The organism is Paraburkholderia tropica (genome assembly GCF_014171495.1).
GTDB lineage: Bacteria > Pseudomonadota > Gammaproteobacteria > Burkholderiales > Burkholderiaceae > Paraburkholderia > Paraburkholderia tropica.
Genome location: NZ_CP049138.1, coordinates 264,296 through 278,352, shown reverse-complemented (window position 1 = coordinate 278,352; position 14,057 = coordinate 264,296). Strand labels below are relative to the sequence as shown.

General features: G+C 57.8%; 11 protein-coding genes. 8 read left to right on the top strand and 3 right to left on the bottom strand.

The window, feature by feature from the left end:
• Positions 1-145 precede the first annotated feature (145 nt).
• Positions 146-1,174, bottom strand: a complete 1,029-nt coding sequence (locus G5S35_RS38390; RefSeq protein WP_110329834.1) for an IS110 family RNA-guided transposase — start codon at positions 1,172-1,174, stop codon at positions 146-148.
• Between the two features lie 255 nt (positions 1,175-1,429).
• Here G5S35_RS38390 and G5S35_RS38385 point away from each other — a divergent pair, with 255 nt between their 5' ends.
• Together G5S35_RS38385 and G5S35_RS38380 are read left to right on the top strand one after the other, a co-directional pair.
• Entirely contained in the window at positions 1,430-2,161 is a 732-nt protein-coding gene (locus G5S35_RS38385; protein WP_183040716.1) for a hypothetical protein, read from the top strand.
• Between the two features lie 1,119 nt (positions 2,162-3,280).
• Positions 3,281-3,988 (top strand): hypothetical protein, encoded by a 708-nt coding sequence (locus tag G5S35_RS38380; protein WP_183040715.1) that lies wholly within the window; start codon positions 3,281-3,283, stop codon positions 3,986-3,988.
• 136 nt (positions 3,989-4,124) lie between these two features.
• Here the strand turns inward: G5S35_RS38380 and G5S35_RS38375 are convergent, their stop codons facing one another.
• Together G5S35_RS38375 and G5S35_RS38370 are read right to left on the bottom strand one after the other, a co-directional pair.
• Positions 4,125-5,300, bottom strand: a complete 1,176-nt coding sequence (locus G5S35_RS38375; protein ID WP_183040714.1) for a hypothetical protein — start codon at positions 5,298-5,300, stop codon at positions 4,125-4,127.
• Positions 5,301-5,456: 156 nt separating this feature from the next.
• Positions 5,457-6,230 carry a protein NO VEIN domain-containing protein gene (locus G5S35_RS38370; RefSeq protein WP_181441153.1) on the bottom strand — a complete coding sequence of 258 codons (774 nt, stop codon included), beginning with the start codon at positions 6,228-6,230 and terminating at the stop codon, positions 5,457-5,459.
• 1,049 nt (positions 6,231-7,279) lie between these two features.
• On the opposite strand from G5S35_RS38370, the gene chrA reads away from it, so the two are divergent.
• The 6 genes from chrA (at position 7,280) to G5S35_RS38340 (ending at position 14,006) form a co-directional block, all read left to right on the top strand.
• Positions 7,280-8,515, top strand: a complete 1,236-nt coding sequence (gene chrA / locus G5S35_RS38365; RefSeq protein WP_183040713.1) for a chromate efflux transporter — start codon at positions 7,280-7,282, stop codon at positions 8,513-8,515.
• Between the two features lie 391 nt (positions 8,516-8,906).
• A complete protein-coding gene (locus tag G5S35_RS38360; RefSeq protein WP_183040712.1) occupies positions 8,907-9,809 on the top strand; it encodes a LysR substrate-binding domain-containing protein in 903 nt (300 codons plus the stop codon).
• Positions 9,810-9,918: 109 nt separating this feature from the next.
• Positions 9,919-10,668 (top strand): SDR family NAD(P)-dependent oxidoreductase, encoded by a 750-nt coding sequence (locus tag G5S35_RS38355; RefSeq protein WP_110330097.1) that lies wholly within the window; start codon positions 9,919-9,921, stop codon positions 10,666-10,668.
• A gap of 134 nt (positions 10,669-10,802) precedes the next feature.
• On the top strand, positions 10,803-12,131 hold the full coding sequence (locus G5S35_RS38350) for an MFS transporter (protein ID WP_110330096.1): 1,329 nt from the start codon (positions 10,803-10,805) through the stop codon (positions 12,129-12,131).
• A gap of 25 nt (positions 12,132-12,156) precedes the next feature.
• On the top strand, positions 12,157-13,008 hold the full coding sequence (locus G5S35_RS38345) for a transketolase (protein WP_110330095.1): 852 nt from the start codon (positions 12,157-12,159) through the stop codon (positions 13,006-13,008).
• Positions 13,005-14,006 (top strand): transketolase family protein, encoded by a 1,002-nt coding sequence (locus G5S35_RS38340; protein ID WP_110330094.1) that lies wholly within the window; start codon positions 13,005-13,007, stop codon positions 14,004-14,006. The genes G5S35_RS38345 and G5S35_RS38340 overlap by 4 nt, the downstream gene beginning before the upstream one ends.
• Positions 14,007-14,057 lie beyond the last annotated feature (51 nt).

Below are 14,057 nucleotides of genomic sequence, written 5' to 3'. Positions count from 1 at the left end.
TCGCGCCTGACGATCCTAAAAAAACACATCGGCTTTTGGAGCCTTCGTGACTATCGGGTTGTTCGTTCAGGCCGGTATGCCGTTCACGTCATCAATTTCCAGCGATCGCAAAACCAGATGGTTGGTAAAACGCTATTGAGTTTGTTCAACCCTTCTTTAATTGGTATCCAGCCATTTCGAAAACCGTGTGTCGTGCAGCTATCGCCCATGCGATCCTCGCCAGTTTGTTGGCCAGCGCACAGGCCACAACACTCGAGTGTCGTCGAGCGAGTAGCGTGCGTACCCAATCAGCCAGAGGGCCAGTCCTCCTTGCGACGTCGCGCATATAAGAACGGGCACACTGTACGAGCAAGCGCCTGATGTTCTTGTCCCCTCGCTTGCTAATGCCGAGCAGATTCGCCTTTCCACCTGTACTGTGCTGACGCGGAACAAGGCCAATTGATGCAGCGAAGTCTCGACTGCTCCGGTACTGTTTCCCGTCTCCGACCTCGCTTGATAGCACGCTTGCAGTGATTGGGCCGACACCGGGTATGGTCAAAAGCCGCTGCCCGAGATCATCTTCACCCAACTGACGAGCCAGATCCTTGTCGAGTTCCGCAATCTGTTCGTCGAGATACTTGTAGTGGGCGTGAAGCCGTTCAAGCAGCAACACGAGGCGGGGAGGAAGTGAGTATTGCGCGATGATTGCTGGCAGTCGCTTCAGCACAGTGCAGCCTACCGGCAGGCTGATACCGAATTCCAAGAGAATTCCGTGAACCTGGTTTCCAGTGCATACGCGCTCACGCACGAATGATTCTCGAACTCGATGGAGTGCCGAAAGTGTCTGCTGCGGTTCGGTTCGAGGTGTAACGAATCGCATGGACGGGCGCGAGGCAGCTTCGCAGATCGCCTCGGCATCGGCGAAATCGTTTTTATTGCTTTTGACGAATGGCCGAACGAGGTGTGGCGCAATCAGCCTGACTTGATGGCCGAAACCAGCCAATGTGCGAGCCATGAAATGCGCGCCGGCGCACGCCTCCATAGCAATCGTGCACGCAGGAAAGTTTACGAACAGCTCAACGAGCTGTCGGCGTGTTACCTTCCGGCGAAAGATCTCTTTGCCCTTTCGGTCTTGGGCATGCAGGTGGAACGAATGCTTACCAAGATCGATTCCGACAAGCGTTACTTCTTCCATGATGGTTCCCCTTGGTGATTGCCTCCATAGCGTACTCTTGCCGCGGAGGCGGGGGCGACCATCCCATTAACACAGTCCTATGCCTACCCGTTAGTTTAAGCGGGAGACTGTGTCCGGAAATTCAGGGGGCCGCTCCAAGTTCACGCTCCCCGCAGATACGAGCAACTTCGTTGCGGGTCGTATCTGTGGCGAGCGTCAGAAGCAGTCTTGACTGATTAAAATGGCAAGAATTGGGGAGGAGTTATGGCAGGACCAATGGTGCAGCAAGTGGCTCAAGTGGCTCAAGCAACCCCTACAGGTTGGGTTGCGCTGGTCGCGTCGAGCGCGGTGATTGGCGCGGTGATTGGGCAAGTTATCAGCGCGATCTCCAACTGGTTGTTAAAGATTGTCGATGCGGTGCGCGAAAAAGAAAAAAAAGGGCAGGTGGTCGCCCACGTCAAGCTGGAGATCATGGATCAGCTCGAATCCTTTGCGAACCGCTGTGCCAACTTCATGTATGACATCGAAGAATGCATGGAGGAGCATTACCGCCATGTTCCAGAGGCGTTCTCGAACGTCCAGCGCAGTATCCCGTTCAAGTTCGAGCCGGCTCCAAAATGGGTGGAGCTACCAGTTCCTTTCGTCGCCCCTATAAAGGCGCTGAGCCGCGAATACGATGATACGGGGGATTGGATCAACCGCACCGGTCTGTGGGCAGACACGGCAGATCAGTATCGATACGAACTGGAGCGCCTAGCCTTTTATGGCCTGAAGGCGCTCGCGGTTGCCGACAGTATCCGCGAAGACATCAAAGCGGGGAATGGCGGGACAGTGCAGCTTGAAGCGTCACGAAGCACATTCACCAAAGAAATCGCGGCAATGCGCGAGCGCTACAAGGCGACGGGCGGCGAGATAACGGTAATACCGGAGTTGGAAGCGCTATTTGAGCGAGAAATGCCCGACTTGAAAGCGGCGACGCTTCGCGAGAAGAAAGCGGACGAGCTCTGACAAAAGCCGGCGTGACGGAGGACGCTATAAAAATGTCTACATGAACGCCCCCCTTTGCGCCAGGTCTCCAAGGTGTTGACGAACAGGATGGGCTCCAGCTCTACATTCCAATCTTTCGACACCGGCCAAGCGACCGCGTTGTGGCACGTTTATCGTCCGCACCGACATACGCCACCTGCGGACTGCGGCTAACGTAAGAATTTAGCGAGAAGGTGCAGCAGTAATAAGCTGCTCTTCGCGCCGCAACTGCGCTGTTCGTAGTTGCTCCTGCAGCGCTGCGAGGCCTTCACCTGAACGCTCCATCGAACGGCTGGTGCCGTTTTCGGAGGCGTCAAGCCAGCTTCGTAGGTGCCTGATTTCGGCGTCGATATTGAACAGGACGACTAGGCGTCCTCTGTGCGAGAAGTCATTTTCACTCCGATGAATCACGTCATTCTGAGAGCCGCTAGGCCGCGCCCGGGAAGAAGCGCAAACATGCGAACGCGTCTTTTCCTGCCCGCTACCAGGCAAGTGCAGCCCAGCCGTAGGACGCAATAAAAGTGTCACTGGCGCGATTCCTACCAGACGGCGCTTTACCCCGCAAAAGTGACACTTTTGCTTCCACTGCAAGCGCAATAAAAACGTCACTTCAGCTCAGTCCGTATTAAATTCGACACTTCGCCTCGCAGTGAGGCAGGGCGGAGTTCCGGCGGCTCGATCAGCGTGTGTGCACTTTCGTTGAAAAACGCAGCTATATCGCTAATATCCGTTAGCGACTGGTCCGCACTTTGGGGGCGATATCGACGCGTGCATGCCGCCGTGAGTGGCCGCTCTCGGACGTTCGCATTGCCACCCGAACGGCCGTTCCAAATCCTGTAGCAGACCTTTCTAGGAGGAAGTTGCGCCGACGGTTATGAAAGGCGTGGTCGGCGCGGGCAAACAGATCGAGCCTTTCCCGTACATTTTAACAGGCGATTTCAAGGTGTGTAGGTTCGACACACATTACGCATCGGCCAAGCAGCAAGCGCACAAAGGTACGTAGGCCGCGTCACACACGAAGCACTCACGCCTCCCGGAACCTCTCACCGAGCAGCGCCCACGAAGTAAACTTCGAGCATAGCGAACCGGGGGGTGAGAGACATGAAGATTTCGAAGTGGCTGCATATCCAGGAGCTTGGCAGCGACCAGTGGGTGTTGCCGATCTACACCGCATGGCATCGGGCTGCCGATCAGAAGCGCATGCCGCCACTTCCGTCCACGATTGGCGACGCTGGACTTGCCATTACCACCCGATTGAACCTGCTGCCGCGTATCACGAAGCGCCTACAGGATGATTTCGGCGCACTGGCGAAGGACATCATTGCCAACGCGAAGGACGAGCATATATTCACGTCCGACCACGAGGGCGTCGCCCTGCCAGTTAACAACGACCTGAAGTACCTGGTGATCGCAGACCTGCACACCCTTGTCTCGGAGCTCGATGCCAGCATCGACGCGATGAAGAAGTTCATGCACGCAATACACGAGCATGTTGGCAAGCCAATCACTGATGAGCAACGCAAGCGTCTGATAAACGACTGGATGCAGCAGAAGGGCATCAAGTCAGAGTGGATCGTGCAGTTGTCCAGCAGCCGAAACTTCGTGCAGCACGTGGGCGCATTCTACCTTGCCATCGACGCGAGCGACGGCAGGTACGACCTCCTGCTGGTCAAGAAAAACGTCAAGGTCTTGGATAACCCGAAGACGTATGTGCGGCTCGCGATGGTCGACCAGATCGTCACCGGATTCATGGCGTGCCGCGTGGAATTGCAGCGCCATCTGATTTCCTTGCTCGACGAAGTCGCATGACGAAGCGCACTATGTCTGCTTCGCGCGCAGGTGGTTGCGAAAAAGTAAGCTGGACAACGTTATGAAAGGTCGGATGCCGACCACTGCCATGAATTGGCCCGGCCCTCGAAATAGTGCATGTAGCGTTCGACGTATGTCACCCGCCCGCCGGGCGCGCCCGGTTAGGTGCACTTCGATCAGCAATTCGCGCCTTCCTGGATTCGTGCGCTTCGATCGGCTTAGGTAGTGGCGGGATGATTTCGTGAAAGCCTTTGTGTAGATTCCGTGCCATCTTGACCAGCGAGTTCGTTAGCCGATGGCCATCCTGCAGAGTTTCCTGGATGTGCTGCTTCAAACGCACCGTCTTGTCGCCGCTCTCGTCGAGGTACCGTTGATCCACCTCGCCGCCGTTGTGTTCGTAGACGTGTCGGCGGTGGAACATGCGCGTCGCGAACTCTATCTCGTCGCCTGGCATGCCCGCGCAGATGTCGATACCACAGAACTTGGAGAACACGTCGCGCACTTCGACTAGGTCATGGAAGCGCCCACCCGTCAGCCGCTTCTGCCGCCGCTCAATCATCGGCACCAGCATCGCCAGTGCCTTGGCGTATTGGGCGATAAATGTGTCGAGCGCAGCAACGCCATCGCGCACGCAGTCTGAAGGGAGGGCACCTGCGTTCAGCCGATCGCGCATGGCCAGTACGATACGGCCCTCGAACTCCGTGAGGTCGTTGCGCGTGCCGCAAAGTGTGCAGAACCCGAAGCGCCCGAGAATGTCATTGAACTCATCGCAAGCTGTGCACTTGAATTTGTGTTGCTGGCTCTGTTCAGAGACATAGAATGCGGGCTTCTCGCCCGTCGACTGCACTGCGTCGGCGACGGCGTCCATGTCAATCGTCACTTCACCCGGCTCGTCTGCGTTTATGGCCTCTGCGAAAACCTCACAATAGTGACGTACATAACGGAATTGAGCGTGGGACAGGAACTCGTACGGTTGCGCCTGGACTGCGCAGTAGGGGCACACGTTGGCCCACGGCCCGCTGCGCCAGTAGCCGTCACACGCAGGGCAGTGGTGGCCGAACTTTCCCTCACTATCGGACGCCACCATCACAGGCACGCAGCCGGGGAAGGGTGCGCTGTCCTTCCCAGCGATATTGTACGTCGCGACGGGCATTCCCGACTGCCCTAACGCATATACGCCGGTCAGTGCCATCGGGACGGGGCGCATCGATTGGTACGACATTTGGTAGCCCCGACGTCCGTTTGCGTCGTCGATGATGTGGATCGTTACCTTGCCGCCTGAATGAGCGATCTCTTCGAACTCGCCTGCCATATGCGCCCTCGGTTTTGATTGTTGGCAGAGTGTACGCTGTCACGCTCAACGACCGCCTCAAATCCGGAAACGACCATTGGGGCGGCACGGATTTCGATTGGCCGAGTTGGGTCGCCACCGGAAGTTCGCGCGGTATGTGCTGTCCGCCGTCGCGCCTCAGGCTGTCGGCATTTCTATCGTGCATTCCCAAGCGAGGCATTCGAACGTGAACTGATCTTCCATTTCCTCCGGTGTCAGAATGTGTAGCGTCGGAGTAGCACGCGCAGATGTAACAACCGCGAGACGCCAATTTTCATTCAGCCTTGAGCAGTTCCGCTCGTTTCGAGAGATGAAGAAGCGCGGGGAGATCGCATCTGTGCCCTTCACTTCATAGAGAAGCTCCTCCTTTCCACGTCGAGCGAGCAGATCATAACCGCAGTTCTCCCGCTGACGGTCCTCCACCGTAAAACCTCGGAGTTCCAACTCTCGTGTAACGTATTGAACCGCAGCCAGCTCAATTTCCCGTCTGGTTTGCGGGTCGGCGAACCCACCGCCGCGTACGGTTACAGAAACAGCGTCGGCGCATTCGAGAAACAAAATACCTGCGATGTCGCCGACGGTGCGCTCGCCACAGTACTGGTCGATCGCCGACCTATCGGTCCGGTAGGCCGTTGCTCTGTATTCACCGAGGTACTCCCACGCATTGGTTGCCCGCTTTACGTAAGTGGGAACAGCGTGCGGAGTACCAAGCAACAGCCTCGCGCGATGTTCGATGCGCGGCCCCTTCCCAACAACAATGACCTCAGGCGCCCCTTCGTTCAAATCAAGGCGAAGTGCAAGCCCTTTGACCGCCCCATCCTTGGTGCGGATATAGTCGTCCCCTCCAGCAGTCAAGCGCGCCAGTTCCGCCGTGTCGATCAATGGTTTTTGGTGCTTCGGCTTGTGGCTCAAAGAGCAATGCATGTTGCGGCGCAAATGTTCAAAGTGAGCCGGAGTGTGGCCGCCGCCTTCATGTGGGCGCACTGGGCGACCGCATTCTGTACATGTGAACGCTGGCATAGGCCGTCCGTCCGCGCGGGCGATCTGCCTCAGTCGAATCGCCTCCTGAACGTCGATCTCACTCTGCTCCAACTTGCACCACGTTGCTGACGCCATTCTTCCCCCGGTTTGTATGCGCATACAGCTTTCCCCGCGCCGAATTTTAACGCAGCAGTCCGTGGCGAGACGACGCCCGCTTGGTGTCCTCTCGTAGCAGCGCAGGCCAACCGGCGGCTTTCGATCGACGGACGCCTTTGATACGTTATTCGATCAACTGTCCGCTATACAGGGTCGACACCGGAAGCTCACAGGCGCCGGCGACAAAGGCTGCTGTCGCCGCATTTCAGGGCACTCCGCGCCAGTAGTTGCAATGCTCGGACGTAGGACGCAATAAATGTCACCGGCGACGGTTCGACCGTACGGCGTTCTGAGTCGCCGAAGTGACAATTTTGCTTCCACTCGAAGCGCTATAAAAACGTCACTTCGGCTCCGTCCGCATTAAATCTGCCACTCCGCATCGAAAAAGCCGCGACCGGAATTCCCGCGGCTCGATCAGCGCGAGTGCAGTTTCGTCGAAAAACGCGGCGGTATCGCTAATATCTGTTAGCGACTGAGCCGCGCTTTTGCGGCGATGTCGACCAGTGCACGCTGCTGTGTGTGGCCGGTCTCGGACGCTACGTCAGGCGCTAGCCGGCCACAAGCCGCCGCTCAGGCACACCGATATCCGGACATTCAGACGTCGGCTCCCACCTGTAAGCGTTCCGTCATTTCGCGGTGTTGATGTGTGCCGTCAGCCCTCCGGCGTGCCGGTAGAATTCTGGGCTTTGTTGTTGGGGTGATGTTATCAGACGCGGTTATCGTGCTTTCACCAGTTGTGGTGGATCGTGGAGAACCGTTCGAAGACGCCCCAACTTACGAATCATCGCTCGCGGCAAGCCGTAATCACCGAATTTCAGGATCATATGGAAACTGGCATGACCTCATCGAGCCCAGCCCGAAGCGGCACCGCGCCAGAAGTTCTTGCGGTCTTTCTCAGGCTAGGAGTGACTTGTTTCGGCGGCCCCATAGCTCACATTGGCTACTTCCGCCGAGAATTCGTCGAGCGACGTCGATGGCTTGATGATGAGACGTTTACAGACTTGGTTGGCCTATGCCAGTTCCTTCCGGGACCAGCCAGCAGCCAGGTTGGATTTTCCATTGGCCTGCTCAGGGCAGGGTGGCTCGGTGGACTTGCCGCCTGGTGCGGGTTCACGCTTCCCTCCGTCTTGCTGCTGCTCGCTTTCGCGGCAATTGCACCGAGCCTGGGCGGACCGGTCGGCGAAGGGCTGATTCATGGCCTGAAACTCGTTGCTGTCGCTGTTGTGGCGCAAGCTGTGTGGGACATGGCCCGGCGCCTGTGTCCGGATCACCGCCGCGCCACCATCGCGCTTGCTGCGCTGGCCGTTCTCAGTGTCCTAACGACCGTGTACGCACAACTCATCGTGATCGCCCTGGGCGCGGCACTCGGCTTCGTATTTTGCCAAACCACGGCCTCGACAAGCACGGTCGGCGTAAGGCAACACGCACATGAATTCCGCGTCTCGCGCGCAGCGGGGGGCATAGCGCTGGTGCTGTTCTGCGTACTGCTCTTTGGGCTTCCGGTATTGGCGCACCTGGGCGCTGGCCATGCCATCAGCGTTTTTGAAGGCTTCTATCGCTCCGGCGCGCTAGTCTTCGGCGGCGGTCATGTGGTACTGCCGCTCCTGCAGCAGCAAACGGTCACAACGGGCTGGGTATCGTCGAATGACTTTCTCGCTGGTTATGGCGCCGCGCAGGCAGTCCCAGGCCCCCTCTTCACATTCGCCGCTTTTCTGGGCTGGATTATGTCGGAGACACCGAATCACTGGGTTGGGGCACTCCTGGCCACCGCAGGCATCTTTCTGCCAGGGCTGCTGCTCGTTCTTGCCGCGCTGCCGTACTGGCAAGCGTTACGCGCCCGTCCGTCAATGGCGGCCGTCCTTTCCGGTGTGAACGCAGCGGTCGTCGGACTACTGGCAACAGCGTTTTACTCGCCCGTCTGGACCAGCGCTGTTCACTCCGAGATCGACTTCGCCATCGCAACGATTGGCTTTTTCCTGTTGACGCGCTGGAAGATTCCTCCACTTGCGGTCGTCATGATCTGTGCACTGGCTGGTGTTGCCGAAGCCGTAATGAGGTAAATCTCCGTCGCGAAAACTGCGAACGAACGTCTCCAACTGCCAGCCGCAAGAGCGGTTGGCAGCCAGTCACATTTTCTGAAGGCTTAACCGAGTAGCTGGGAATGCGCCGTGCCGAACTCGGCCATGGTCGTCCGCGCTAGCTCCGTACGGCCTTGTCGTGAAGGAGCGATTGCTTACGGGAAGGGGAAGTCAGGTAATCCATGAACGTCTCCTGAGCGGTTGCTGCACCGCGCAATATTTATATGAGGCAAGACTTTAGGCCACCAGGCGTGCCTGACACGGGTAACATTTCATCAGCTTTCGTGTCCGTATCGCTTGATGTCGAAGATGGCAGCGACCCCAGTCCGAAGGCAATGCAGTTTTGTTCAACCGCGGCTGAAAAAATTTGACCATGAGAATTCCTCCGTTGAAGGCCATCATCGCCTTCGAGAGCATCGCACGCACGAAGAGCGTTAATCGGGCAGCAGAAGAGCTTGACCTCACAGCGTCGGCCGTGAGCCATCAGCTAAGCAATCTCGAGTCAATGATTGGCCAATCCCTGTTTCAACGGACAGGGCGTGGTCTCGTCCTCACGCCAACGGGCGAACGCTATCTGGCGGATGTCACGGGCTCGCTGGCAGACCTCAGCCGGGCAACTGAGCGTGCCTCGAGTCAGAAGGAAGTCGACATCCTGCGCGTGCATTCGAGCCCGAGTTTCGGCCTGATGTGGCTATTGCCGCGGCTACCCTCATTTCAGGAAGCAAATGGCGATGTTCAGTTGAACGTCGCCTGCTCGTACGAAAACGTATCGTTTTCGAACGGGTATTACGACATCGACATTCGTCATGGCTATGGAGAATGGAGCAACCTTGAAGTGCGCACGGTCCGGGGCGAATTCATTGCCCCGCTGGCGTCGCCCGCCTATCTCGAGCGGCATCCGGTGAAGACTCCAGATGACCTGCTGGCCCAGCGGCTCGTCTATTCGGAGACACCTCTCGTTCAGTGGCGCCAATGGTTTGGGCGGGCCGGGGTTGCTGGTGCGAACAAGACGTTCGACTTCTCGTTCGACCGTTCCTACATGTCCATCGAGACAGCTTCGCTAGGGCTCGGAATTGCTCTGGAAAGCGTGATGATGGCTTCGCAAAAGATAAAGGACGGCGCACTTGTGCAGGTCTTCGACAATAGCCATTCGGTCGAGGTTGGCGCACATCATCTCGTTTACCCTAGCCAGAACGCCGAATTGCCCCGAGTTGCAAAATTTTTGACCTGGATTGAAGATGAAATTGAACGCTGCAAGGTGGGCTCGCAGGGATAACCCTAGGGGCTGAAAATTTCTCAGCTACGGTTGAGGGGAACTGCGTTGATGCAAGGTTCGCCGGCGGACAAACTTCGCCTACACCTAGTTCATCAATGGAGACACCCACATGTTGCTCGAGAATCAAGTCGTGATCGTCACGGGCGCGGCATCGGCACGCGGCATCGGTAAAGCGACGGCAAAGGCGATGGCTGCGCAAGGCGCGCGCATCGCGATTCTGGACCTGAACCTGGCGGACGCGGAAAGCGCTGCGCGTGACCTCGGGGAAGGTCATCTCGGTCTGGCGTGCGACGTCACCGACAAGGAAGCCTGCGTAGCCGCAGCAGATGCAGTCGCTGCTAAATACGGCCGAATCGACGCGTTGATAAACAACGCCGGGATTACGCAGCCCATCAAGACACTCGAAATCTCCAAGAACAACTTCGACGCGGTTGTCGGCGTCAGCCTTCTGGGCACTCTGTACATGTCGCAGGCGGTCATCCCCCACATGAAAAAGCAGCAACGGGGCAGCATCGTGTGCATGTCATCCGTATCCGCGCAACGCGGCGGCGGCATCTTCGGCGGCCCCCACTACAGCGCAGCGAAGGCTGGTGTTCTCGGGCTTGCCAAGGCGATGGCCCGTGAATTCGGAGGAGACCATATCCGCGTCAACTCCATTACGCCGGGCCTCATTCAGACGGACATCACGGGAGACAAGCTGACCCCTGAGATGCGCGCAGACATCATCAAGGGCATCCCGCTCGGGCGTCTCGGCGAGGCAAACGACATCGCCAACGCCTGCCTCTTCCTGGCGAGCGACCTCTCCACGTATCTGACCGGCATCACGCTCGACGTCAACGGCGGCATGCTCATTCACTGAAGTAGCGTTCGCTTCGGACTTTGCCGAGGCATACGACGCACTTGGATTAGCCGAGGCGTCCTGCCGCAAAAGCGGCTCAGAGACATGGCGCCGAGCCCATCACCGTGATTGGCTCGGATGACAGGAGACATTTCATGAAATCAAGACTGGCCACGCCGGGAATAGGTGCAGACCTATCCGCTTCCAGCGATGCAACGAACTTCGAGGCGAGAACCTACGCAAAGGTCGCCCGTCGTCTGATTCCATTTCTGATGCTTTGCTATCTCGGCGCATATCTCGACCGGGTGAACGTGGGTTTCGCAAAGCTGCAGATGCTCAACGACCTTCGCTTTTCAGAAACCATCTATGGCGTGGGCGCAGGCATCTTCTTTCTGGGCTACTTCCTCTTCGAAGTACCGAGCAATCTCATCCTTCACAAAGTTGGCGCAAGAAATTGGCTCGCGCGCATCATGCTGACCTGGGCGGTGATATCCGCGAGCTTTGTATTTGTGAAAACGCCCGCTACATTTTATGTTTTGCGCTTTCTGCTCGGCGTTGCTGAAGCGGGATTTGCGCCGGGCGTGATTTTGTACATGACCTACTGGTTCCCCGCAGCCAGGCGCGCAAAAGCGCTCTCGATGTTCTTCATGGCTATTCCGATGGCCGGCATCCTCGGTGGCCCGCTCTCTGGCTGGATTCTGCATTCATTCCAGGGAGCCCAGGGACTTGCAGGATGGAAGTGGCTTTTCATGCTGGAGGCACTCCCATCGTTGCTTCTTGGTATCGCAATTTTTCTGTATCTCGACAACGGCATCGCCAGTGCCAAATGGCTTTCAGACGATGAGAAGGCGTTACTCAAGCGCAACGTGGAAAGTGACCGTTCAGCGACTACGCAACACGTGTCCATCCGTGCCTTCATCCGCGACCGCCGTCTTTGGCTAATGGCTGGAATTTACTTCTGTGTGGTCCTCGGTCAATACGGACTGACGTTCTGGTTGCCGACAATTGTCCGCCGCACAGGTGTTGCCGACCCGCTGTGGGTTGGTGTGCTGACCGCGATTCCCTACCTTTGCGCCATCATCGCGTTGCCCCTTCTCGGAAGTAGCGCCGATAAGCGACGTGAGCGCCGTTTGCATCTGGCAATTCCAATGCTGGTTTCTGCCACCGCGTTTGCCACACTGCCGATGTTGGGAAGCGTAGGCGCGTCGATTGTCTGCGTAAGCATCGCTGCTGCCGGCATCCTCGCCTCATCGTCGCTATTTTGGGCGCTGCCCACAGCGGTTCTCAGCGGCATGTCCGCCGCAGCCGGAATTGCCGCGGTCAACTGTTTCGCGAATCTGGCGGGCTTCTTCTCGCCCGCCATTGTCGGATGGCTCAACGACTTTACCGGCAAGGCAACAGCAGGCCTCATCTTCATTTCGACGGCCGTCGTGCTGGGTGCGGTGTTGGTGTTCTTCGTGCCCGCAAAGACTGTCAATCGCTAACGAACTCTTTCAAGGATACGAGTAAATGAGTACAACCGTCATCGAGGATGTGTCGCTCGCTGAGCGCGCATACCGCATCCGCCGCAACGCTTTGCTGATGGGCGAAGTACAGGGCCAAGGTTATATCGGCCAGGCGCTCGACATCGCTGACGTTCTGGCCGTTTCATATTTCGGCGCGATGAACTATCGCGCGGCGGAGCCAGACTGGGAGGACCGGGACCGATTCCTGTTGTCGAACGGTCATTACGCAATCGCGCTCTACGCCGCATTGTTCGAAGCTGGCATTCTTCCCGAAGAAGAGCTGGAGACCTATGGCAGTGACGACAGTCGTCTGCCGATGTCCGGTATGGCGAGCTACACACCGGGGATGGAAATGTCCGGTGGGTCGCTTGGCCAGGGGCTAACGATTGCCGTGGGCCGGTGTCTGGGACTCAAGCGCAAAGGCTCCAGGTCGTTTGTGTACACGCTTTTCTCGGACGGCGAACTCGACGAAGGCGCCGTCTGGGAAGGCCTTCTCTCCGCGGCGCACTGGAAGCTGGACAACCTGATTGCGATGGTCGACGTCAATAACCAGCAGGCCGACGGCCCGTCGACGCAAATCATGGCCTTCGAGCCGCTCGTTCCGAAGCTTGATGCGTTCGGCTGGTACGTACAACGCGTGAACGGGAACGATATCAATGCCGTGAAGGCAGCCTTCGACAACGCTCGAAACCTGAAGGAGGCGAAGCCGAGAATCATCGTGTGCGACACGAAGATGGGCTGCGGCGTCCCGTTCCTCGAGCAACGGGAGAAGAACCACTTCATCCGGGTGGACGCACATGAATGGAAGTTGGCGCTGGAAGCACTTGATGAAACTTTTGCAAGGAGCAAAGCATGAACTCGGTCGTCGATAAAAAACCTCGTCTGAAGACCTCGGCGATGATTGCGTCCATCGCCGGCGAAGGCCAGGTGACACGCTCCGCGCCGTTCGGGCATGCACTTGTCGAACTGGCTCGCGCGAAGACGAATGTCATTGGCATGACGGCCGACCTGGGCAAGTACACCGACCTCCATATCTTCGCGAAGGAGTTTCCGGAGCGCTACTACCAGATGGGCATGGCAGAGCAACTTCTCATGGGTGCCGCCGCTGGCTTCGCCCAGGAAGGAGCGCAGCCGTTCGTCACTACCTATGCAGTATTCGCGACGCGGCGGGCGTACGACTTCATTCACCAGACCATCGCCGAAGACAACCTTGATGTCAAAATCGTTTGCGCCCTGCCAGGCCTGACGACCGGTTATGGCCCGAGCCACCAGGCTGCTGAAGACCTCGCGCTCATGCGCGCGATGCCGAACATGACGGTAATTGACCCGTGCGATGCTCTCGACATTGAACAGATGGTACCTGCCATCGCCGCGCACAAGGGTCCGGTCTATGCGCGACTTCTGCGTGGCAGCGTGCCCGTGGTGCTCGAAGAGTACAACTATCAGTTCGAACTCGGGAAAGCCAAGATGCTTCGCGATGGCAACGACGTGCTCATCATCTCGTCGGGCATCATGACAATGCGCGCGCTGGAAACTGCAAAAGCGCTGGCGTCGGACAAGGTGGACGTCGCGGTGCTGCACGTCCCGACCATCAAGCCACTCGACACGGAAACCATCATCCGCGAGGCAAAGCGAACCGGTCGCATGATCATCGTCGCCGAGAACCATACGGTTATCGGCGGTTTGGGTGAAGCTGTCGCAACCACGCTCTTGAGCGCCGGCGTTTCGTGTACGTTCAAACAGGTAGCGCTGCCCGACGAGTTTCTCGACGCTGGCGCATTGCCGACGCTCCACGACCGCTATGGTATTTCGACAAATGTCATGGCGGCCAACATCAAGCAGTGGCTGGCTTAAGAATGGGCCCGCAAGTTGGCGTTTGCTACCGACAATGCGGACGCCAGCAAC

Bases quoted from the DNA above. Each gene is read 5' to 3' on its own strand.
- G5S35_RS38380 (WP_183040715.1), top strand. From the start codon at position 3,281: ATGAAGATTTCGAAGTGGCTGCATATCCAGGAGCTTGGCAGCGACCAG.
- chrA (WP_183040713.1), top strand. From the start codon at position 7,280: ATGGAAACTGGCATGACCTCATCGAGCCCAGCCCGAAGCGGCACCGCG.
- G5S35_RS38345 (WP_110330095.1), top strand. From the start codon at position 12,157: ATGAGTACAACCGTCATCGAGGATGTGTCGCTCGCTGAGCGCGCATAC.
- G5S35_RS38385 (WP_183040716.1), top strand. From the start codon at position 1,430: ATGGTGCAGCAAGTGGCTCAAGTGGCTCAAGCAACCCCTACAGGTTGG.
- G5S35_RS38375 (WP_183040714.1), bottom strand. From the start codon at position 5,300: ATGGCAGGCGAGTTCGAAGAGATCGCTCATTCAGGCGGCAAGGTAACG.
- G5S35_RS38390 (WP_110329834.1), bottom strand. From the start codon at position 1,174: ATGGAAGAAGTAACGCTTGTCGGAATCGATCTTGGTAAGCATTCGTTC.
- G5S35_RS38360 (WP_183040712.1), top strand. From the start codon at position 8,907: ATGAGAATTCCTCCGTTGAAGGCCATCATCGCCTTCGAGAGCATCGCA.
- G5S35_RS38355 (WP_110330097.1), top strand. From the start codon at position 9,919: ATGTTGCTCGAGAATCAAGTCGTGATCGTCACGGGCGCGGCATCGGCA.
- G5S35_RS38350 (WP_110330096.1), top strand. From the start codon at position 10,803: ATGAAATCAAGACTGGCCACGCCGGGAATAGGTGCAGACCTATCCGCT.
- G5S35_RS38340 (WP_110330094.1), top strand. From the start codon at position 13,005: ATGAACTCGGTCGTCGATAAAAAACCTCGTCTGAAGACCTCGGCGATG.